The sequence below is a fragment of the Paenibacillus sp. JT22N12 genome, assembly GCF_056269365.1.
In genome coordinates this window covers 117861-140497 of sequence record NZ_JBWDNU010000001.1, presented here as the reverse complement: position 1 = coordinate 140497, position 22637 = coordinate 117861, and the positions used below count along the sequence as shown (strand labels likewise).

15 protein-coding genes are annotated in these 22637 nt (G+C 51.1%); 11 read left to right on the top strand and 4 right to left on the bottom strand.

Annotated features, from left to right (window positions below; all coding sequences use genetic code 11):
* Position 1 precedes the first annotated feature (1 nt).
* From AC0YOA_RS00560 to AC0YOA_RS00550, 3 genes are all read left to right on the top strand, one after another.
* Positions 2-1561: an extracellular solute-binding protein gene (locus tag AC0YOA_RS00560; RefSeq protein WP_475784941.1), complete on the top strand. Its 1560-nt coding sequence runs from the start codon at positions 2-4 to the stop codon at positions 1559-1561.
* A gap of 114 nt (positions 1562-1675) precedes the next feature.
* Positions 1676-3100: an MFS transporter gene (locus tag AC0YOA_RS00555; RefSeq protein WP_475784940.1), complete on the top strand. Its 1425-nt coding sequence runs from the start codon at positions 1676-1678 to the stop codon at positions 3098-3100.
* Between the two features lie 168 nt (positions 3101-3268).
* The gene (locus AC0YOA_RS00550; protein WP_475784939.1) at positions 3269-5521 is read left to right on the top strand and encodes a helix-turn-helix domain-containing protein; all 2253 of its coding nucleotides are present in this window, start codon (positions 3269-3271) and stop codon (positions 5519-5521) included.
* Positions 5522-5528: 7 nt separating this feature from the next.
* On the opposite strand, the gene AC0YOA_RS00545 is transcribed toward AC0YOA_RS00550, so the two are convergent.
* The 4 genes from AC0YOA_RS00545 to AC0YOA_RS00530 form a co-directional block, all read right to left on the bottom strand.
* Positions 5529-6437, bottom strand: a complete 909-nt coding sequence (locus AC0YOA_RS00545; protein WP_475784938.1) for a carbohydrate ABC transporter permease — start codon at positions 6435-6437, stop codon at positions 5529-5531.
* A gap of 6 nt (positions 6438-6443) precedes the next feature.
* Entirely contained in the window at positions 6444-7367 is a 924-nt protein-coding gene (locus AC0YOA_RS00540) for an ABC transporter permease (protein ID WP_475784937.1), read from the bottom strand.
* Between the two features lie 122 nt (positions 7368-7489).
* Positions 7490-9016 carry an extracellular solute-binding protein gene (locus tag AC0YOA_RS00535; RefSeq protein ID WP_475784936.1) on the bottom strand — a complete coding sequence of 509 codons (1527 nt, stop codon included), beginning with the start codon at positions 9014-9016 and terminating at the stop codon, positions 7490-7492.
* A 128-nt stretch (positions 9017-9144) separates the two neighbouring features.
* Positions 9145-11175 carry an alpha-amylase family protein gene (locus tag AC0YOA_RS00530; protein ID WP_475784935.1) on the bottom strand — a complete coding sequence of 677 codons (2031 nt, stop codon included), beginning with the start codon at positions 11173-11175 and terminating at the stop codon, positions 9145-9147.
* Positions 11176-11660: 485 nt separating this feature from the next.
* Here AC0YOA_RS00530 and AC0YOA_RS00525 point away from each other — a divergent pair, with 485 nt between their 5' ends.
* From AC0YOA_RS00525 to AC0YOA_RS00490, 8 genes are all read left to right on the top strand, one after another.
* Complete coding sequence (locus AC0YOA_RS00525) at positions 11661-12653, top strand: D-2-hydroxyacid dehydrogenase (protein WP_475784934.1); 993 nt, start codon at positions 11661-11663, stop codon at positions 12651-12653.
* 453 nt (positions 12654-13106) lie between these two features.
* Positions 13107-15404: a helix-turn-helix domain-containing protein gene (locus AC0YOA_RS00520; RefSeq protein WP_475784933.1), complete on the top strand. Its 2298-nt coding sequence runs from the start codon at positions 13107-13109 to the stop codon at positions 15402-15404.
* Between the two features lie 184 nt (positions 15405-15588).
* On the top strand, positions 15589-16533 hold the full coding sequence (locus AC0YOA_RS00515; protein WP_475785774.1) for an ABC transporter permease: 945 nt from the start codon (positions 15589-15591) through the stop codon (positions 16531-16533).
* A 17-nt stretch (positions 16534-16550) separates the two neighbouring features.
* Positions 16551-17426, top strand: a complete 876-nt coding sequence (locus AC0YOA_RS00510; protein ID WP_475784932.1) for a carbohydrate ABC transporter permease — start codon at positions 16551-16553, stop codon at positions 17424-17426.
* 48 nt (positions 17427-17474) lie between these two features.
* Positions 17475-19049, top strand: a complete 1575-nt coding sequence (locus AC0YOA_RS00505; RefSeq protein WP_475784931.1) for an extracellular solute-binding protein — start codon at positions 17475-17477, stop codon at positions 19047-19049.
* Between the two features lie 45 nt (positions 19050-19094).
* A complete protein-coding gene (locus AC0YOA_RS00500; protein WP_475766890.1) occupies positions 19095-20267 on the top strand; it encodes an oligogalacturonate lyase family protein in 1173 nt (390 codons plus the stop codon).
* 47 nt (positions 20268-20314) lie between these two features.
* Positions 20315-21388 (top strand): glycoside hydrolase family 88/105 protein, encoded by a 1074-nt coding sequence (locus AC0YOA_RS00495; protein ID WP_475784930.1) that lies wholly within the window; start codon positions 20315-20317, stop codon positions 21386-21388.
* Between the two features lie 217 nt (positions 21389-21605).
* On the top strand, positions 21606-22625 hold the full coding sequence (locus AC0YOA_RS00490) for a LacI family DNA-binding transcriptional regulator (protein WP_210040265.1): 1020 nt from the start codon (positions 21606-21608) through the stop codon (positions 22623-22625).
* Positions 22626-22637: the final 12 nt, after the last annotated feature.

Sequence of the window (22637 nt, the reverse complement as noted above, 5' to 3'; positions counted from 1 at the left end):
GATGAAGAAGATGAAGATGTGGGTACTGGCCGCCTCGCTCACGACGGCCATGCTGGCAGGGTGCGCCAATCAAAGCGGGAGCAACGAACCATCGTCAGGCAACGCGGCGGCGCCAGGCAATGACAATGCGGCAGCTGCCCCCAAGGAGCAAACGTTCACGTTCCTTGATTATTCCAACGCCAGCTGGCCGTACAACAAGGATTGGCCGGTATGGAAATACATCAAGGAACATACCGGGGTCACGCTGGATGTGCAGGTTCCTCCCGACGCGCAGCTGGACAACGCGCTTAACCTGACCGTGGCATCAGGCGATATGCCGGATATGCTGTATACGCAAAACAAGCAGACAGCCGATAAATTCGGGCAGCAGGGGGCGCTTGTCAACATCCTGGATTACCTGGATGAGATGCCCAACCTGAAAAATTGGATGGAGCAGTTCCCGATCGATTCGCAGAACGCCATGTCAGCCGACGGCAAAATGTATATTTTCCCGAATAACGGCATCGGCGAAACAAACCGGATGAACTGGATGTACCGCGCCGATATTTTTGAGGCTAACGGCCTGACCGCGCCGGCCAACTGGGACGAGCTGCACGCCGATCTGAAGAAGCTGAAAGAGGCGTATCCGGACAGCTTCCCCTTGGCATGGCGGCAGGGGCTCCAGTATTTGCGGAACTTTGCTCCGGCATTCGGCACCAACAGCAATGATGGCACCAATGATGTGTATTTTGATTTCGACAAGAAGGAATGGCGCTACGGACCAATCGAAGACAACTTCAAGACGATGATTACGTATTTGAACACCTTTTATAAAGAAGGGTTGATACCGCCTGATTTCCTGACCATCGACACGAAGCAGTGGCAGGACCTCATGTCCACCGACCGCGCCTTTGTCACCGCCGACTATATCAGCCGTGTCGACTTCTTCAATCTGCCGATGCGCAAGCAGAATCCGCAGTACAACCTGCTGTTCATGCCGACACCGGCAGGCTGGCCGGACGGTCCGCAGAAAAATGCTTATACACAGTTCCTGGAGAATGGCATAATGGTGACGACGACTTCGAAAAAAATTAAAGAAATCATGCATTATATGGATTTCTTCTATTCCGAGGAAGGCAAGACGCTGGTCAGCTGGGGTAAGGCTGGCGAAACGTACAAGGACGACAACGGCAAGAAGCAATTTACCGGCGGCTATACGGATGTGTCCGACATGCGCAAGAAAACCGGTCTCTCCACGGACGGAACGTACACGTGGTTCGATTATGACGCGCATCTCTCGCTTTCGTCGCCGGAGCTTCAGGATGCCTACGAGCAGGCGCCAAAATATGACAGCGAGCAGCAGCCGCGGCCCGCGATGACGCAGGAGGAGCTGGAGATGATTTCGACCGTAGGCCAAACGCTGCAGAAAACCCGCGACCAGAATCTGGCCAAATTTATTACCGGCCAGCGGAGTTTGAGCGAATGGGACAGCTATGTGGAGGAATTAAAAGAGATCGGCGTCGACAAAGTCGTCAGTGTTTATCAAACGGCCTATGACCGCTCCCTGAGCGCCCAGAAATAAGACGGAGAACTGTACAAGCCTGCAAGCTGTATGCCCAGCGCCAATCCGGTGCTGGGTTGTTTTGAATTCTCTTGAGGCAAGGTGTGAACAAGGTAATGGAGAGGGTGATACCTGTTGGAGAAAGGTCAATACAATGTGACCGGCAAGGAGAAAACGTTAACGGTCATTCCGTCAGCCTCCTCCAAATGGACCGTGCTGCTGATCGTCAACATGGGTACATTCATGTCCACACTGGATGTCGGCATCGTTAATATCAGCATGCCGACGATGTCACTGCAGCTTGGAATTTCCCTGGCTCAAATCCAGTGGATCGCGACCAGCTACCTGCTCGTCATGGCCGCACTGCTGCCTTTCTTCGGAAGATTGTCAGACATCTGGAGCCGGAGAAAGGTATACGGCCTCGGCTTCCTGTTGTTTGCCGCAGGATCTTTATGCGCAGCACTGTCTTCCGGTCTTGCCGCGATCATCGCTTCCCGCTGCCTGCAGGGCATCGGTGCGGCAATGATTATGGCCAACAGCCAGGCGATGGTACGCCAGGTGTTCCCTGAGCATGTACGGGGACGCGCTCTCGGACTTAACGCCGTTGTCATTGCCGCGGGAACATTAATGGGTCCGGCCGCCGGCGGCCTCGTGCTGAGCTGGGCTGCTTGGCAGTGGCTGTTCTGGATCAACGTCCCGATCGGTCTGTCAGCGTTCCTGCTCGGGCTGCGCCTGTTTCCCCGCGAGAGCGTCAGATCCGCCGGCGCCCGCCTGGATATTGCCGGAACGCTGCTTCTGGCGCTGGGCACCATACTGCTGCTGCTTGCTGCCGACACCGCCAGCGGCAGCACATCCCCGATGGCTGCGGTCGAGGCTGCGGGGGGCGTCGCCGTGTTGATTGTGCTGGCGTTGTACGGCAGACGCGTCCAATCCGGCATTCTGGACCGCGCCCTGCTGAGCGTGCGGACGGTGCGGCTCGGCAACCTCAGCTCGTTTCTCATCAATATGGCGCTGAGCGCTTCATTGATCCCGACCACCTTTTATCTGCAGGGGCCGTTAAGCTTGTCGGTGGCCGCTGCGGGCGGAGTGCTCATGGCACAGCCGCTGCTGGTGGGAATTGTCGCACCTTTTGCCGGTTCATTCCGCGACAGGCACGGCAGCCTGATGCCGATCGCTGGCGGAGCTGCCTGCTGTGCCTTGTCCATGCTGATCATCGCATGCATGCCGCAAATAACCGTGTGGACGATTGCCTTGCAGCTGGTTTTATTCGGCATCGGCACAGGGCTGTTCCATTCCGCGAACAACGCCGATATCATGAGCGCAGCGCCGGACGGCAAGATCAGCTTGGCGGGCAGCCTGCTGGCCATGGTCCGTTATTTCGGGCAAATCGCCGGAATCGGCCTCGCCGCTTTGCTGCTGGGGCAATTGAATCTGGAGGCCGGGGCCTCCGTAAAGGGCGAGCTGCGCCTGAGAATTTTGTTCGGATTATGCTTTCTGGCTTGCCTGGGAGCCGCGATTGCCGCTTACCGGCTGCGTCACCCGCGTGTTATTAAAAGGTGAAGATTAATATATATAAGGAGACAGGCTGGCCAAACGTTGAAAAAACCAATAAATCCGCCAAAAACGCTCTATTATTGAGTAAGGTAAATAATTGTCCATTGAAGTCCGGCGGCTGCCGGGAATAGAATCAAGCTGTGTAGCATGAAGTGCTAAAGGAGGACGTGCGGTATGAAGTCTTACTTGTATCGTCTGATCTGGCTCGGCTGTCTATCCGTCTGTCTGCCCCTTGTGCTGGCCAGCATCGTCTATTACAACACTTCAATGAAGCGGGAAATTGCACATATTCAGACGAATAACCAGGATTCGCTGGACATCATTGAACGGTTTATCGATGATGCCATGTTCAATGTGGTGGAGGATTTGTCCAAGAGCGCTTTGGAGCCTGCCATTTACGAATCCTTCTTAACGCTGGATGAACCATCGAGAGTCCAGAACAATATTTCCATATTGACGGAGGTCTCCGCGCTGCTTAACCGCAACAAGTTCATCAAAAACGTCTACTACATGAACATGAATTCAAGGCTGATTCTATCCAGCGAGCAGGGTAATGTGCATGAGTCGTATTTCAAGTATAGAGATGATCTGGCTGTTCTGGGCAATATTCATAAGAGCGCATATTGGCGATATCTTCCGGCAAGCCAAAGAGACGGTTATATCTCATTAATTATGACATTGCCCACAACGTCGCTGAATCCTCAGGGAATGCTTGTGGCCCAGGTGGAAGTAGAACAAATAAATAACTATCTTTCCACGATTTTGTCGCTCACCCGCAACGAGTCCATATTTGTTGTGAACAGGTCAGACCAAATCTTGTTTCAATCCAATAAGCAGACCAGCGCTGACAATCTGGTGGGCGAGGAGGTCACGCGTTCGATCGCTACCAGCCAGCTGCAATCGAGCAATGCCTCGGTTATGGATGTCAATGGTAACGAATACTTTTATTCCTATCGAAAGTCCAGCCTTGGGATTACGTACGTGTCCATTATTTCCCGCTCCGAGATTGTAAAGGATCTGCGCTGGATATTCTGGACAACGATTTTTGCGGTTACGATATTTCTGGCGCTGGGCATTATTCTGACTATTTTCAACTCCAGGCGGGCTTACCATCCGATTGGCCAATTAGTAGACTTCGGCAAACGGCTGAGCAAAAACAAGATCGGCATTCACAAGGAAGAAATATCGTTTATTGGCGAATGCCTTGAATATTTTAACAATCAGCTCCAATTATCGAGCGCGCGGATCGCCAAATCGGAGCTCTCCCTGATCCAAAAATTCATGCAGCAGCTGTTGGAAGGAGATTATTTCTCCCCGGGCACATTGCACAAAGACTGCAGTGAATACGGCATTCATGCCGACTGTACCTATATTGTGCTGCTAGTCAGAGTTGAGGATTTCGGGAAAAGCGGACGTTTTCAGTCTAAGGATAAACCGCTGCTGATCTACGCTTTAACGAATGTGATGAATGAGCTGCTGTCTCAGAAGGGATACGTCCTGCATGACTTCCGCGGCTATGGCATAGCTGTTCTATGCTTCGATCGCGATGCAGTGCCTGCCTTCGTTCTGCAGGAAGCCGGAAAGTATGCCGGAAGGATTCAATCCGCTTTGCAAACCTACCTGAATATCCGCGCATCCATAGGCATTGGGAGGTCTTATCCGCATATTGCGGATATCGCGTTGTCCTACCGCGAAGCGCAGCTTGCCTTGCAATTTCGTTTGCTGAAGGATTCGGAATCCATTCTGTCCTATGATGACAGCCTGACTGACAAGCAGACGTTCCCCAAGTATCCGCATGAGATTGAATCGTTGATTACGGAAGCGCTGTTTAACGGCGACTCCGGCCAATTCGAACAAGGAGTACGGGAATTCAACGAAACCGTAATCAGAACGGAGTCCTACTATTTCGTTTACCAAAGCTATCATGTTCTGCTGGCTGCCCTTGTGTCTTCGGCGGAGAAAAAATGCGGCACAGCGCTGGGTATATTGGAATACGATCTGTTTGATCAATTGAGAACGTATCAGAGCTCGGAAGAAATATGCTTATGGTTTATCGACTCGGTGTTGCCTTTGTATCTGAAGATCATGAGAGAGAGCAATAATACGGCAGGCAAGGCAGCAGTGAAGGAAGTGTGCAGATATATTGGCGAGAATCTCGAAAAAGACATTTCCCTGACGGAATGCTCTTCCTTGTTCCATATCAATGTCTCCTATTTGAGCCGGTTGTTTAAAAAAGAAACAGGTGTTTCCTTTCATGATTATCTGACCCAATGCAAGTTAAAGGAAGCCACAAGGCTGCTGCTCGACAGCGACCAAGCCATCAGTCAAATCGCCGCAAAAACAGGGTTTTCGCACCGTTCCTTCAATCGCGTCTTCCAGCGGTTATTCGAGATGTCGCCCAGCGATTACCGGAACCATCACCGTTAGGCTTGCTTTATCCTTTGACCGAGCCGAGCATAACGCCTTTGGCGAAATACTTTTGCAGGAACGGGTAAACGATCAGAATCGGCGCCATCGCGAAGGTTACTGCGGCCATACGGACGGTTTCCAAAGGTGGAATGCCGTCTGCGGCTGTCCCGGAAGCGCCGAGCGGTGTGGAATCCAGCACAAGCGCTTTAATCAGGACCTGTAATGTCCACTTATTGGCGTCGGATATATAGATCAGGGCATTAAAATAAATATTCCACTGCGAAACGGCAAAAAACAGAGTGAAGGCTGCAATGGCGGGCATGGACAAGGGGAGAACAATTTTGAAAAATATGCCGACATCATTGCTTCCGTCAATCTTTGCCGATTCCTCGAGCTCTGGAGGCAGTGAATCCAAGAAGCTTTTAACGACAATCAGCGTCCATGCATTGGTCAGATTGGGCCAGATCAGCGACCAGTACGAATTGAGCAGGCCGAGACTTTTCACAACCAGATAGTTCGGCACGATACCTGCGTGAAAAACAAGTGTAAAGATGACAAAGCCAAGTATGATTTTTCTTCCGTCCAGATCTTTCCTCGTCAGTCCGTAAGCCATTGTAAACGTAACGGCAACCTGCAGAATGGTGCCTACCACTGTAATAAAAGCCGTGCTCTTGATGGAATTTATAAAGCTTTGCGTAGACAAAATGTATTGATAAGCATCAAGTGACCATCTGGGAGGAAAAAGATAAAATTTCAAAGGCACATAAACGGCAGGGTCCGTGAATGAAACGCTGAAAATATAGATAAACGGAAAGATGCATATCAAGGAGAGGGCAGTCAGCACACTGTAGTTGACCCAATCTGCTGCTGTCAGCCTTTTTTTGTAAACGAAGCTCATCCAATCCACCTTCTTCGCGTTAAATGGTTGATCCATGAAAAACTAGTAAATTCCTTCATATCCCAATTTTTTGACAATTTTATTCGCGGTTACAACCATAACGAGTCCGACTACTCCTTTAAACATCCCGACGGCTATGCCTACGCTGATTTTTCCGCCCACAATGCCCTGGGTATACGAATACGTATCAAACACATCCGCCACGGAGCTGACCAATGGATTCATCATTAGCAGAACCTGCTCGAACCCGACATCCGCCATGTTTCCAAAACGAAGAATCAATAAAATGATAATGGTGGGCCGGATCGCCGGAAGTGTAATATGCCAGATCTGCCGAAAGCGGCTGGCTCCGTCAATTACGGCAGCTTCATAGCGGGCAGGATCGACCCCGGCGATGGCAGCCAGAAAAATAATCGTGCCCCATCCGGCATCCTTCCATATATTTTGCAGCGTCAGCAGGATCCAGAAGAACTTGGGCTCGGAGAGGAATAAAACGGGCTGGTTTCCTGAAGCGACAATCAGCTTGTTGACGATGCCGATATCCGAAGAGAACACAAAGAAAGTGAGACTGACCAATATGACCCATGATAAAAAATGGGGGAGATAGACAATCGACTGATTCACTTTCTTGAATAATTCATGTCTTACCTCATTCAGCATTAACGCCAGCAGAATAGGCAAAGGAAAGAAGAAAACAAGGTTGAATATACTGATAACAAATGTATTTCTGGCCATTATATAGAATTGCTCGCTTTGAAATAAATCGGAGAAATGCTTGAATCCAACCCAACTGCTGCCGAAGAAGCCCTTGAAGGGGCTATAATCCTGAAACGAGAGAAGAAGGCCCCAGACAGGTATAAATTTAAACAGGAAGAAATAGATGATTCCCGCCGACATCATCAGATAAATGTAGCGGTTCCTTTTTATTCTGGCCCATCGTTTATGATTTGGCAGTATTCGCTCCATTACAAGCCTCCATTCGAAACGGTAAGGAGAGTTGGATAAGCTGGGGTCTTTAAAAGACTTTAAAAGACCTTGACAGATCCAACCCTTCTTACAGAAGTCTTTAAATTGAGATCATGATTCGGCTATTGCTGTGTACGCGACTTAAGATCCTTGGCAAATTCCTGATAAGCTTTCTTGATTTTCGGATCGGCGTTCACCTTATCGACATATTGCTTATATTGATCCATTGTAATTTGGCCCACAATGGCCTTGATTCGGGTGCTTTTCAATTCCGCTTCGTAGGTTGGCCATACATCGACCCAGGTTGGGGAATATAAATACCCGAACACGTCGGTCCTGCCGATTTGGCCATAAATCTCCATATCCTTTTGTTTCGCCTCGTTTGCAGCCTTGGATGCTCCGGCATAAGCCACTTTTCCCCATTTGGAGTATGCGGGAGTCAGCGCAGCAATGCTGTCGACCGTAATTTCCTGTTTACCCAGGTCGGTCAAGACCTTCTCGCCATTGACGTTGTCGTAATGCACGCCTTCCTTTCCGTAGTAACCCAGATCAGTGATCTCCCTGGATGCGGTTTTTTCGAAGAAATCCAATATTTTCGATACCTTTTCCTCGGGTACCTTCTTGCTGATGTACTGGCCGCCGCGGGTTCCGATATCAAGCATCGCTCCGTCACCTCCGGGACCTTTCAAAGGCTGCAGGGACACTACGTTTCCTTCGGGCTGGGTTTTCTTCACGTTATCCGTATATACGAAGCTGTAATAGGCGCTGGCATCGAATGCGAATGCTCTGCCCGAGCTGAACAAATCTTTTTGCTGCGTGACCGTGAGAGCGGAGAATTCCTTCGCGATCAGCCCTTCCGCGTAAAGCTCCCTGAACCACTCCACCAGCTCGGTGAACTGCGGAGTCAAGTACGAATACATCAGACCGCCATCCGCATCATAGGTCGGTTCAGGCACGCCAAATGCCGCATTCAGGGAAGGGGAGCTCACCGCATCGGCAATGTCATAACCGATCGTACCGTTGCCGCCGGCCGGGTTGTTTTTCACGACTGCTTTCAGCGCCGCTTTAAACTCGTCGACGGTTGCGGGCATCGGAATATTGGCTTTATCCAGCCAATCCTTACGGATCATGATCGTATTATCGATCTGCGCCCTGCTTCTCGGAATTCCCATAATTTTGCCGTCATACTTGACGTAATTCCAGGAGCCTGGAACCATATTGTCACGTAAATTCGGATAGCTGGAGAAATCGCCGAGAAAAGGAGTCAAATCCCAAAAGGCGCCTTCTTTGATCGCGTTGACCAAAGTTGGCCGGGTAAAATCCGCCTTCAATACTTCGGGAATATCTCCGGAAGCAAGCACAAGATCCAGCTTCGAATTGTAATCGCTTCCATCCAGAACGAAAGTAATATTGAGCTTGGTATTTGTGAGCTTTTGCAATTCGGAATAATACGCGTTATCCAGCTTGGGTATGGTATTGGTAAAATTGGTCATGATTTCGATGGGCAAAGGCCCCGCCTCTGTTTCAGCCGCCGTACCCGTCCCGTCGGCTGTCCCTTCAGTCTCCTTGCCTGCGCCTCCGCTGCAGCCATTTAGAACAAGCAGGCTGAGAATGAACGGGAGGCTGATTTTGACCCATTTCCTTGTCATCTCGGAACACCTCGATTGAGTTAGTGTGATCCACGACGGATCCTGTTTCCCGACCCGAAGGAGCCCTCTTTGCAGCAGATCTCCGGGCCGGGAGTCCGTTCAATAGCAGCTTGCGGCCAGCCTCTCCATCAGTTGATTTTTATTGCCTCGAACAGCTCAAGACTCGGGACCTTAACCGATAAAGACCCGCTGCCTGCTGTAAACTCGTAATCTTTGCCGGTGACAAGGCTTTTGACGGATTGCGGTTTTTGCTCCTTATCATATGGAATCGTGACTACAAGATTGTACATCGGAACCGGAGCATAGAAGGTTACGCCAAAATGCCCCGACCCGTTCACCAGATGAAGCAGCTCCGAAGAACCGTCCTCCTTGGCAAACAAGGCGGCTTCGACCATCGGTGAAAGATTGCCCTCAATGCGCTTCAACCCGGCGGTATGCTCCAGCAAATCCGCGATCAGATCTATCGTGTTTGTATGCCCTTGGCGGTGAAACAGAGAACCTGGCCGCCAGGGAATGAAGATGCCTTTTCCTTTGCCGTACGGATTGACTGTAAATCCGGGATGATCCGTAACCTGCGTATAATAACAGCGTTCCGGAGGTCCGAACATATGAGGGGGAATCAGGGACAGATGCTTCTCCACCTTGTCTTCATAGTCAGCGTAAATATAGCTTCCGTCGATATAAGCCAGGTCCGCCACAGGGAAACGGCTAAATCCGGTTTTGTCGGTCAGCTTGAAGCAGGAGGAGGTCATATCCTCTACAATCTCGTTTACTCTCTCAATACCCAGACACTTGAGAGCGGGAGAAGATCGTCTCTCGTAGGTGTCATCGGAAAATCCGCCGCGCGATACCGAGATGACAATGCCACCTTCTTCAGCGAATGCGTCGAGCTTACGTGCTAGTTCGTCGCTGATCGCCTGGTAATCCGGGACAATGACCGCTTTGAATTTGTCCCACGGCACCTCGGCGGCCACCGGCACCATGATGGCGTCGAACATATAATGATTTTCCGCCAGGAACCGGAACCAGCCTTGATATTCGCTTGTGCTGCCGTCAGGACCTCTAAGCAATGCAATGGTCGACCTGGAGGTAATATCCTTGTATTCGTCCTGATGCTCGGCATGGTAATGAAAAGCCTTCTTGATCCTTTCATAGCCTGATTTATCCTCATGGTTGTCGAGCCGCCCAATCAGATAATAATCGAGTCCGCCGCCGTTGGTCAGGTTTTGGTACAGCCTGAGCTCCTGCTGATGCGGGGATACGGCGACATGACGGTATTGATAATCTATGAAATCAACCGTAGTATTTAATGAAATCATGGGCTTATAGGAGCCGAGCACAAATTTGGTGTTATCGGAAGCATCATATTGCCAATGGGGCAGGGATCGGGCAATCGCCGTGTTGGATTCCTGTCTGTACACGCTGCGCTGGTTAAGGTTGTTGGAGATGAGCAGGTCGGGATTGATGCTTGTAATCGCGTCATAAATTCGTTTGGAGTGTTCCTGCAGCGTAATGTTTTTGAATACCTTGTATTTGCGAAATACCGGATCCTTCATGTCCTCCTTAGTGGGCAGCGTAAGGTCAAACATAGCTTTGAATTTCCGTTGGCAGTTGTCGCATTGGCAGATTCCATGATAGTTGTAGCTGTAATCCTTCACCTGGTAGCCGCCCATGTTGAAGAAAATACCGTCAAAGTCATGAGTGGTCAGCAATTCGCGGATGATCTCGATTGCATAGTCCTGCTGGTAGTCGCTGTTCAGGCACACATGGACATCGCCATTGTAATCGACGATATTCCCCTGGACGCTCTTGTATGCCCATTCGGGATGCTGCTCATAGACCGGTCTGCGGACCTTGGAGAAGTCGGTTCTGGCCGTCACGACTATATCCGCTTTATGGCAGGCTTCAATGATGTCCTGCAGACTGTCTCCCTGCAGAAACGGACTTTGGAATTGAAAGGGAAGCTTGGTCGGATAACTGGCGATAATGCCCGCTGCATTAAGCAATACAGAGGTTGCTTTAAATTCCTGGAGATCCGCGACGAACTGTTCGGCATTGATATCCATCATATCGATTTCCCGCAAGTTCGTTTGAATTTGTCTCCATGGGCGCTTGGCCCACCAGTTCGGTCTGCTTTCCGCTTCTATTGATTTGGACATTGAACGAATACCTCCGATACATTCATGGATTATTGTTCCTTAGTGACTCTTGGTCCGCTGCACCATCATGCAAAGAATAATTCCCTGACATTTGTTACTGCGATCGTCCAAAAGCAGGCGGGATCCCTCCTTGATTCGTTTTATTGGTCGTAGATCAAGTCCGCATAATAAGCATATTGGTTTAACCCTCCGGCATTCAATGGACTTCCTATGACATTGTCAAAATAAACAGGTTTCAGGGATGAAAGGTAATAAACGGTCCAGGATAGGCGAGGTGAAGTGGAAAAATATCCTGTATTGCAGGGAATATATGCCCCATAATGACCTGCCGGCGTCAATTATTGGCCAAATTTTATACTTTCCGGCGTGTAATATAATCTGCAAGAAAAGGACGAAATCATAAAATGACTATATGATGCCGGATAGCGGAGCCAGTATAGTATATAAAGAGGCTGAAAATATATTTTCACTAATGGAGGTAAAAAATGAATCCTATTCATGTTGTCCTGACAACCGTGCCGTATGAGAATGAGCATTGGGACAGACTCTGCCAAGCTTTCGCGCCAGCCGAAATCATCCGGCTTCGTCCGGACGATTCTTCAGGAATCGAAGCGGCCCTGGAACGGGCGGACGCGGCCGTTCTGAGCGGCGATCTGGATAAGCGGTTTTTGAATGCGCCGCTGCTGCGGTGGATTCATTGCGACCATGCAGGATTGAACAAATGCGCATGGCCCGAATTGTTCGAGCGCGGTCTTCTGGTGACCAGTTCTGCTGGACGGTCTGCGCCGGCATTGGCGGAGCATGCTCTGTTCTTCATGCTGGCTCTGGCATACCGGTATCCGGATTTCCTGGACGCGCAGCGGGCCCGCCGGTGGGGCATTGCGGATCAGGAACAGCTGCGCGGATTGTTTGGCAGGGTAATCGGAATTGTCGGCACGGGTCATACCGGCACGGAACTGGCCATCCGGGCGAAGGCGATGGGCATGGAGGTCCTCGGTTATCGCCGAAGCCCGGGCGAGCTTCCGCCGGGAGTTGATCGTCTGTTCTGCCAGGAGCAGGGCGGGAGATTGGAGGATATGCTGCCGGAGTGCGATTTTGTTGTGCTCGCCCTGCCGCTTACGAACGCCACACATCATCTCATTGGCGAGAGGGAGCTTGCTTTGATGAAGCCTGGATCATACCTCATCAATATGGCCCGCGGAGCGGTAGTCGACGAAGCTGCCCTGATTGCTGCACTGAATGCCGGCAAGCTGGGCGGAGCCGGTCTGGATACCTTCGCACAGGAACCGCTTCCGGCCGATAATCCCTTATGGGATGCTCCGCGCACGCTTATTACACCTCATACTTCGCCGCAGGTTCCTGACCGCACTGGACGGTCTCTGGATATTATCTGCGAGAACGTCAGGCGGTATCGCACTGGAGCGCCAATGCTTAATGCATTGAAACCGGCTGATGTCTACACACCTTCAACAATCTGATTGAAACGTCTATCGCTGTCCTTGACGGCGAACTTTAGTTGACCGGTTTCCCCGGATTCCTGTGAAGAATGCCGCATTTATAGGGCTGGCGCTCCCTAAGCTTAAGGGGGCGCTTTTTCCTGTCGCTTTTGGTACGCCTCTTCAGGAACTTGAGTAACAGCGGTATTGCCAAGGGTCCGAATGCCCGCCGAATCAACCCGCAGCGAAGGAATGGACAAGATAATGCGAGTTTTCAAAAAAGTCCACTTGCAGGAAAAAGCGCTGCATTACATACTGAAAGTTAACAAACGCGACTGACAGCCTGTGAGAAGAAAGGAGGCTCCGGATGAAGCTGCAAAAAGGGTGATTAGATGCTTGTCAAGCGAATAAATGTAAACGCTTACTGTTAATCTGTTCCCGCAACATGTATCCGTCTGAAAATCATGCCGTCATTTTAGCCGGAGGTGAAATGAATTGTTAAAGAGCAGGCATTATCGCAAAAGCTTGATCCTGATCCTGATTATTTCCAGCATACCCGGTCTCATTATCGGGGGCATTATTTATTGGCTGGCCGGCGGGCGGATGGAGACCGAGCTGTTGAAGCTGCATGCCAATCAGATCAGGCAAAGAGCCTCCAATATGGACGATCAATTTTCGTATTTGGAATTATCGCTGGCTCATTGGGCCTTCGATCCCAAGTTCTCCAACAGCATTAAAAATGTTGACTTTATCCGGGATTTTCAAGTGGCCCGGGATATTACCAAGACGCTTCAGATTATGCAGGGCTCGAACCCCCTGGCGAGGCAGGTGGAGCTGTATATTAACAAGGATCAGCCGGTAAGATTCACGCCGGAATACGATGTAATGCGCGATGAGCCGCTGGCGCAGAGTTATAATGCGCTGCTGACGGAAGGAAACCAGGTCTTCTGGTCGATGGAGGCGGCGAGTCCGGACAATCCCGGCACCTCCGATCTGGCCCTCATTCATAAAATACCGGGTTATGATTTGCATCCGATCGGCTTTATCATGGTCCGTCTCGATCAGGACAAGGCAGCAGGCCTCTTAAAAACGTTAACGCCGTATAACGACGGCGACACCTTCATGATGGAGGAAAACGGGAGCACCTTGATTTCCAACTCGAGCACAGTCGATTCCTCCATCTTCGATGAAGCTTTGAAAAAGCAGGTATTCTTGCAGGACAGCGAGGCAGGATCGTTTCTCTACAGCTGGAATCACAATACCTATACCGTATCGTATGGAACCTTCTCAAGAATTGGCGTCAACTGGAAATACGTTTCGGCAGCGCCGATCGGCGTTATCACCAAGCCGGTTGTGCTGATTTCCAAATTTATTATTTCCTTAAGCATGGCCTCGCTGCTTCTTGCGGCATTACTGTCCTGGCTGGCCTCCAGAAAAATATATTCTCCCGTGAACCGGCTGGTTCATTTGTTGACAGGCGGCAAGCCGCTTGCCGGCGAAATGCTGGAGCACCGGGACGAGTTTCTGATGATTGAAAAGCAGTGGCAGCATCTGACCCGGGAGAGCACAACGCTTCAGCATAAGCTTGCGCAGCAGCTGCCCCACGTGAAGGAGGGTTTTCTGCTGCAGCTGCTCCAGGGGTTTCTGTACTCCTACTCCGAAGAGGACATACGGGAGAGGATGCGCAGTTACGGTTGGGCAATAGATGGCCGCCAATTCCTCGTGCTGCATATTCAATTGACAGGCTTCGAGAATCTGGAGGACCGGTTCACGCAAGGGGATGAAGGTCTGGTTACATTCGCGGCCGCCAATATTACGGCTGAGGTGGCAACCAATATGCTGGAGCAGGCGGATGTTATTAATTTCCACGACTTAACGATCGGCTTGATCATGATGCTGCCGGATGAGAAGCCCTTCCATAACGCGGTCAGCGCTTTCAGCGAAGAACTGACGCAGGCGGTTAATCAGCTTTTGAAACTGCATGTTTGCATCACCATCGGACAATCCTCCAACTCGATTATTGCAATTCCTTCCCTTTTTGAAGAGGCGAAGCAGGCCTCGGGCTACCGGAGATTCGGAAGCCAGAATCAGCTCATCGATTTAAAATCACAGAATGTCTGGGAGGATTCGGGCGAGCTCCGTTATCCTTTTGTGCTGGAACGGGAAATTATCCAGGCGATCCGGACCGGCAAACGGGAGGAAGCGGAGGGTTTCATCACCGCCTTTATGGACGCGCTTATACTGACAGGCTCGAATGAGATCGAAGTGCAGCAGGGGATGCTGCAGCTGCTGGGCAGCATTCAGCATGCGATTCGCCAATCGGGGATGAGTCCGGGCCGTATCTTCAAATCGGTCAATATGTACGAGCAGCTGTCGCAAATCCGCGAGCCGCAAAAAATGTTCAACTGGTTCAAATTTAACGTGGTGCAAACCTTTGTGCGGGAATTCGAAGCCAGAGCGGATGTGCATGTAAAGAAAATGGTCGAGGCAGGCATGATTTATTTGCAGAACCATTATATGAAGGATATCTCGCTTGACAGCTGCGCCGAGCACATCGGGACGAATCCGGTCACGCTAAGCAAGATTTTCAAACAGGTGTCCGGCAAAAATTTCATCGATTATTTGACGGAGCTGCGCATGGACAAGGCCAGAGAGCTCCTGCGGGATACGCAGCTGAAAATCAACGACGTCGCCGAAGGCGTGGGCTACCAGCAGAGTTATTTTAACCGCATCTTCAAGAAGCAGCAGGGCATTACGCCCGGCCAGTACCGGGAGTCCAGCAGGGAAATATAATGGCCTTTGCAATAAAGGCAAAGTCCGGAAAAATAATCCTATCGGGCTGTTCAGGCCAGTAATCACCTGATCAAAAAAGTACGGTTGCGGGAAAAACGGCCAGTGCGTATGGTGAAACCGAAGGCAGAGCAATCCCAAAATAAGATGCGAAGGAGTGATAACAATGAGTGGGCGTATCGAACCCATGGGGAGCATGATCCAAAGAGCCGATCCCCATAAAAACCGGCGGCGCTTGCTTTCACGCGTGAAGAAGGATAAATGGCTGCTGCTGCTTGTACTGCCGGGACTTATCTATTTTATCGTATTCAAGTATTTGCCGATGTGGGGGCTCTTGATCGCCTTCAAGAATTACCAGCCGTTTCTCGGGTTTTTCAAGAGCGGATGGGTAGGACTGGACAACTTCAGACAATTTATACAGGACCCGATTTTTCTGAATTTAATGCGCAATACATTCCTGCTTGGCCTCTACGACATGATTTTCTTCTTCCCTGCTCCGCTGGTTCTGGCCTTGATGTTGAACGAAATCCGCATCTCCGGCTACAAGCGGTTCATTCAAACGCTTATCTATGTTCCCCACTTTATTTCCATGGTGATCGTGGCCAGCATTTCTTTTCTCCTCCTGACGACGGAGGGAGGCGTCATTAACGAGCTGCTTTTCAAATTGCTGGGTCACCGTTTTGACTTTCTCACGAGCGAAGCCTGGTTTCGTCCGATGATCATCGGCCAGACGCTTTGGAAAGAAGCCGGCTGGGGAACGATTATATTTCTTGCCGCACTTGCGGGAGTCGACCAGGAGCAGTATGAGGCTTCCATCGTGGATGGCGCAAGCAGACTCCGCCAATTATGGCATATTACGCTTCCCGCCATCCGGGGAACGATTGTTGTGCTGCTGATCCTGCGCACAGGGAACTTTTTGGACCGCGGCTTTGAGCAGGTTTTGCTGATGGGCAATGCGCTGAACCGGGAAGTCGCGAATGTATTCGATACGTATGTCTATACGGTCGGGATCACGCAGGGCGCGTTCAGCTACAGTACGGCTGCCGGATTGTTCAAAGCGGCGATCGGGATCATGCTTGTCCTGCTGTCTAATTATCTTGCCAAACGGGCAGGCCATCCGGGCATCTACTGATCGGGGGAGAGAGGATCATGAGAAACAACACGATAGGCGGGAAAATATTCGATGCCGCCAACTATGCGCTGCTTGCGGTTATTGCGGCAGTAATGATCATTCCGATTATGTACATCGCGGCGGGATCGTTTGCAACTGAAGCGGATATGATCAAGAGGGCTTTCTTCATCATCCCGGAGACCATTTCGTTTGATGCGTACAAGTATGTCTTTCACGACGCTACCTTCCCCAGAAGCCTGCTTGTATCGGTATTCGTCACGGCTACGGGTACGCTGATTAACCTCTTTTTTACTTTTACGATGGCCTATGCGCTGTCCCGCCGGGATATGCTGGGGAGAACCGTATTCATGAATATGATCATCTTCACCCTGGTATTCAGCGGCGGAATTATTCCAACCTTTCTGGTCGTGAAGAGCCTGGGTCTCTTGAATTCATATTTTGCCGTGCTGCTGCCCGCTGCGATCAGCGCCTTTAACCTGATTATCGTGAAATCGTTCTTTCAGGAGATTCCGGGAGAGCTGATCGATTCCGGGAAAATAGACGGCTGCTCCGATATCGGCATTCTATGGCGCATTGTGCTGCCGTTATCCAAGCCGGTGATCGCCACTTTCGCGCTTTTCTACGCGGTGACGAACTGGAATGATTTCTTCAATGCGCTGCTCTATCTGAACGATCCGAAAATGTGGCCGATTCAGGTGCTGCTCCGGCAAATCATTCTTGTTTCCTCCGGAGCGCTTGATATCTCGACGATGGATCCGAACTACGTCAAACCACCGGATCAATCGATCAAAATGGCGGTCATTGTCGTGGGCACCCTGCCCATTCTGCTGGTGTATCCGTTTTTACAGAAGCATTTTGCCAAAGGGGTGCTGATTGGCGCCGTGAAAGGTTAGAAGGGCTCAGCAGCTGCTTGATCCATAATAAAGGGAGGAACGATGAAAATGATAAAAAAGATGAAGTCCAAACGATCATTTATTGTTCTCGCAAGCCTGGTGCTGGCGCTTGCTGTATCCGCGGCAGGATGCAGCTCGGGGAAGACCGCCAATACAGCGGGTACACCTGATGGGGACCAGGCGGCGGGCGGAACGCAGGCGAATGAAGAAGCTCCGTTTCCCATAAGCGTAATGATGAGAAGCTTTAATAATGACATGATTACATCGCAGAGCACCATCTGGAAGCAGACGGAGGAATATACCAATACCAAGCTGTCTATTTCATTCACGCCGGATGCCGGCTATCTGGACAAGATGAATATTACGCTGGCCTCGGGTTCGATGCCGATGGTAATGTTCGCTCCCAACGTGAAAATTTCGAGCATAGCTAATGCGATCAAATCAGGCGCCTTCTGGGAGGTTGGCCCCTACCTGAAGGATTATCCGAATCTCAGTCAAATGAATCCGACCATTCTCAACAACGTATCCACAGAGGGCAAGGTTTACGGCTTATATACCTCCAGGGCGCTCGGCAGACTGGGCGTATCCTACCGCAAGGATTGGCTCGACAATGTGGGGCTTACGGAACCAAAAACGATAGACGACTTCTATAACATGCTGAAGGCCTTTACGAACAACGATCCGGATAAGGACGGCAAGAACGATACGTATGGCATGGTCGTCACGAAATATGCGGGGCCGTGGGATATTATGCAGACCTGGTTCGGCGTTCCGAATCAATGGGGCGTAGGCGGGGACGGCAAGCTGGTAAAAGCGGAATTTACGCCGGAGTATATGGAAGCGCTTAAATTTTTCAAGAAGCTGTATGACGAGAAGCTGGTCAATCCCGATTTTGCCGTCTATGATTCCGCCAAGTGGAACGACCCGATCATCAATGATCAGGCCGGGGTTGCCGTTGACGTAGCCGACCGCTCCTATCAAATCGAAGAAGCAATGAAGACGGCTAAGACCGACACGACCGCCTCGATTGATCTGTTCGGAGCCGTGAGCGGACCGACAGGGCTGCACAACCTCCCGACAACCGGATACGGCGGCGTTTTCCTTATATCCAAGTCATCCGTGAATACAGAAGCGGATCTGAAAAAGGTGCTGGGCTTCTTCGACAAAATCGAAGACAAGGATATGCAGATTCTGATTTCATACGGCATTGAAGGCAAGCATTACAAGGTAGAGGACGGCAAAATGATTCCGATCCTGCTGAATACGGACCCGCAGCCCGCAGATATCAATATCAAGAGCTTCAACCAATTGTTGATCGGAGTTCCGGATGTGCTCACAACCGCCTTTAAACCGGCTACCCCGCTGCGCGGCAAAGTGCAGGAGGTGCAGGAAGCCAACCTGGACATCGTTGTGCCGAATCCCGGCGAGCCGTTATACTCGGCAACCTACACGGAGAAGGGCGCACAACTGGATACGATCGCGGCCGATGCCAGAATCAAGTTTATCGTCGGCAAAATCGACGAAGCGGGATTTCAAGCCGATATGGATTTGTGGAAGAAGAGCGGCGGGGATGAGTACGTGAAGGAAATGAACGAAGCCTATGCCGCCAGCCAGCAGAAATAAGGAGAAGATATGATCCCGATTACAATTACAGGAGGTTTGACGAATATGGGCAAAGGTAAAATATGGGCGCCGGAATGGTCCTTCGCCAAGGACCGGACGACAGGCGTGAACATCTGCCAATTAACGAATTATATGGGCCACAGCTATCATCTCTACTTTACGGAGAAGGGGTGGTATAACGAGGGAAGAAATCTGGTCTTCCGGTCTGACCGGGACAATACCTCGAACCTGTTCAGCATCGATTTGCAAACCGGCCATATTCTCCAGCTGACCGATCTGGGGAAAGGACCTTCCTACCTGAGCGCTTGTCTTCATCCGCAAGGAAGCGAGGTCTATTTTCACCATAACCATTCCCTGGTTGCCCTTGATCTGGAGACATTGGAGCAGCGGACCTTATATGAGAAGCCGGAGGGCTTCAATATCGGCAGCTTCAATTGTACGGCGGACGGCGGTCACCTGCTGCTGGCGCTGGGCGAAGATATTTCCTCCAGGGTGGAGTCGGATTTGAAGAACGGCTATGTCGGCTTCGAAGAGGTCATGCGGGCACGCCCGCTGAGCCGCATTCTTCGCATATCGCTGCAAACCGGAGAAGTGGAGACGGTGTTCGAGGATGAATGCTTCATCGGCCATATCAACGCTTCCCCGACCGCATCGAATCTGTTGACCTTTTGCCATGAGGGCCCCTGGAATATCGTCGATCACCGGATCTGGGGTCTGGATCTGGATACGGGCCGGAAATGGAAAATCCGCAGCAGGACCGAGCCGATGGAGATGGTGGGCCATGAATACTGGCTGGCTGGAGGAGAATACGTAGGCTACCACGGCATGCGGGAAAGCGGCGTTAATTTCTTCGGCAGAATCCGACCGGACAATACAGGACTTGAAGAAGTGGAATTCCCGTTTACGACCTGGCACTCGTACTCCAGCGATTTCTCCCGCGTCGTTGTCGACAGCCGGGATACGGTCACTTCCATGTGCCTGTGGCAGAGGGAGGGAGACAGCTTCGCCGGGCCGCGCGTCCTGCTCGATCACCGCTGCAGCTTCCATGTGCAGAAGGTTCATGCGCATCCCTTGTTTACGCCGGATGGCAACAAGCTTCTGTACACAAGCGACAAGAACGGTTACGGCAATCTCTATCTGGCGGATATTCCCGAGGATATCACGCAGCTGCCCGAGCTTGTGCTGCCCGAAAACTACAGATTTCCAAAAATAGTCTGATTGACCGGGAAAGCTTATGACCGGGTTTCGAAAGGGAGGTTTGGAGTTTGCCAAAGCTGCAGCTTGACGAGATAGCGGTTAAAGAGGCGATCAACCGGGTGACGGAGCGGGTGTTCCGCATGGATTTCACATGGGATTGGCCTGCAGGAGTTGCATTATATGGGGTATCCAGGGTCCATGAAGCCACCGGGCAGCAGCATTATCTGGAGTCCCTGGTCCGCTGGACGGATGAGCAGCTGGAAGAGGGCATCCCGAGATTAACGGTCAATGCCGTCTCGATCGGGCATACATTGATTCACTTGTATAAAGAAACGAAGCAGGAGAAATATTTGAATGCTGCAATCAGCATGGCGGAATATTTGCGGACGGAAGCACCACGTTTTGCGGGCGGCATTTTTCAGCATACGGTCTCCCAGAACTACAGCTTTCCGGAGCAAGCCTGGGTGGATACGATGTTTATGGCCGGTTATTTTCTGGTGCGGATGGGAGCGCTGCTGAAAAACAGCGATTATATGGAAGATGGCCTGCTGCAGTATCACGGGCATGAGGATTTCCTGCAGGATGCCGACACGAATCTGTATTATCACGGCTGGGATCATCTGGCTCAGAACAATATGTCGGCCATCTTCTGGGCGAGAGGCAACAGCTGGGCAGCCTATACGATGGCTATGGCTTTGAAGGAGGTGGAAGTCACCCATCCCTCCTATATGAGAATATACGATTCGCTTCGCGACCAGTTAAGCACGCTTGTCCGGCTGCAGTCGGACGAAGGTTTGTGGCATACGGTTCTGCAGGATGAGAGCTCCTATGCCGAGGTGTCGGGTTCGTCCGGTATTGCGGCTGCGCTGGTGCGCTATAACGAAGCAATAGGCAGCCCTCTCTACAATATGTATATTCAAAAATCGATTGCGGGCATTCTCGGGAGCATTACGGAAAACGGTTCTGTTGCGGATGTTTCTGCGGGAACAGCTGTGATGAATAACGCCGACGGCTATAAAGAGGTGCCCCGCCGAAGAGTTCAAGGCTGGGGACAGGGATTGGCGCTTGTATTCCTTGCCTCGTTGCTGACGTATGAATGGAAGGAAACGGAGGACAACGGTCCCATCGTTGAACGCGGCTGAACACGAATTGGAAGAAGTCCGATTGCGGCCTGAATGCGCCCGGACTTCTTCTTTTATTATCCCTGCCGATAGAATACAGCGTGCTTTAGTACGGATGGTCTCGATTGGTAGTTCTGGCCGGAAATAACGGCGAACGAAAAAAATGCTTGAAATCCTTCCGGACCTCCCTCATAATTGGAAATGTGCGCGGGCACGAAGACAACCAAGGAGAGAAACAATGACAATCACGATCAGGCATATCGCCGACAAGGCCGGAGTTTCGAGGGGCACGGTAGACCGGGTGCTCAACGGACGCGCAGGCGTCAAGCCGGACGTTAGAGAGAGAATACTAGCGATTGCCAAGGAGATGGATTATTCGCCGAACGTGGCCGCGAAAGCATTGGCTTACAGCAAGAAGCCCATATTATTCGGGGTGGTGATGCCGCCGCGGGAGATCAGCTTTTTTGACGAAGTCAGACATGGGATTCAGCAAGCCGCCGAGGAATTGAAGGACTTGGGAATTCGTCTGGAATACGAATATGTGGACAACCGCAAGCATGAAGAGGGCGCTTCCGCCATCGACAAACTGGTAGACATGGGGGCGGACGGCATTTTGTTTGCGGCGATGGATGACGATCTTACCAGAGCCAGCATCGATCGCGCGGCCAGCCAGGGAGTACCGGTCGTCACGTTCAATTCGGACGTGGAGCACTCAAGGCGAATTTGCTTTGTCGGCCAGGATCTTTCCAGAAGCGGACGGATTGCAGCAGGCCTGATGAGCAGGGTTTTGAAAACGCATTCCAAGGTTCTCGTCGTCACCGGCAGCTTGAATTTCCACGCTCACCGTTCCAGAGTGGAGGGCTTCGAGAACAACCTGGAGAAGAGCGGCATCGAAATCGTGAGAGTAGCCGAAGGGTTCGATCAATACGAGCTTACCTTTTCCCAGATCGACCAGGCTTTCGTGCAGGAACCCGGGATTGCAGGAATTTATATGGCAACCGGCGATGTCGGCGCATGTATAGATGCCATAAAACGCCATAAAAGGGAGGGGAAAGTGAGAGTCGTATGCAATGATCTGCTGCCGGAAACGGAGCGCGGCATGAGGGAAGGCATCATCGACTTTACCATCGTTCAGAATCCATCCATGCAGGGCTACCGGGCGCTGCGAATTCTGTTCGATCACCGCTTCCTGGGCAAGCCTCCGGAGCAGGAATACTATTTTACAGAGACACATATTATTATCCCGGAGAGTATGTGATTTTTTTTACCT

Bases quoted from the DNA above. Each gene is read 5' to 3' on its own strand.
- AC0YOA_RS00515 (WP_475785774.1), top strand. From the start codon at position 15,589: ATGGGGAGCATGATCCAAAGAGCCGATCCCCATAAAAACCGGCGGCGC.
- AC0YOA_RS00525 (WP_475784934.1), top strand. From the start codon at position 11,661: ATGAATCCTATTCATGTTGTCCTGACAACCGTGCCGTATGAGAATGAG.
- AC0YOA_RS00505 (WP_475784931.1), top strand. From the start codon at position 17,475: ATGATAAAAAAGATGAAGTCCAAACGATCATTTATTGTTCTCGCAAGC.
- AC0YOA_RS00530 (WP_475784935.1), bottom strand. From the start codon at position 11,175: ATGTCCAAATCAATAGAAGCGGAAAGCAGACCGAACTGGTGGGCCAAG.
- AC0YOA_RS00560 (WP_475784941.1), top strand. From the start codon at position 2: ATGAAGAAGATGAAGATGTGGGTACTGGCCGCCTCGCTCACGACGGCC.
- AC0YOA_RS00500 (WP_475766890.1), top strand. From the start codon at position 19,095: ATGGGCAAAGGTAAAATATGGGCGCCGGAATGGTCCTTCGCCAAGGAC.
- AC0YOA_RS00545 (WP_475784938.1), bottom strand. From the start codon at position 6,437: ATGGATCAACCATTTAACGCGAAGAAGGTGGATTGGATGAGCTTCGTT.
- AC0YOA_RS00550 (WP_475784939.1), top strand. From the start codon at position 3,269: ATGAAGTCTTACTTGTATCGTCTGATCTGGCTCGGCTGTCTATCCGTC.
- AC0YOA_RS00535 (WP_475784936.1), bottom strand. From the start codon at position 9,016: ATGACAAGGAAATGGGTCAAAATCAGCCTCCCGTTCATTCTCAGCCTG.
- AC0YOA_RS00490 (WP_210040265.1), top strand. From the start codon at position 21,606: ATGACAATCACGATCAGGCATATCGCCGACAAGGCCGGAGTTTCGAGG.
- AC0YOA_RS00540 (WP_475784937.1), bottom strand. From the start codon at position 7,367: ATGGAGCGAATACTGCCAAATCATAAACGATGGGCCAGAATAAAAAGG.
- AC0YOA_RS00510 (WP_475784932.1), top strand. From the start codon at position 16,551: ATGAGAAACAACACGATAGGCGGGAAAATATTCGATGCCGCCAACTAT.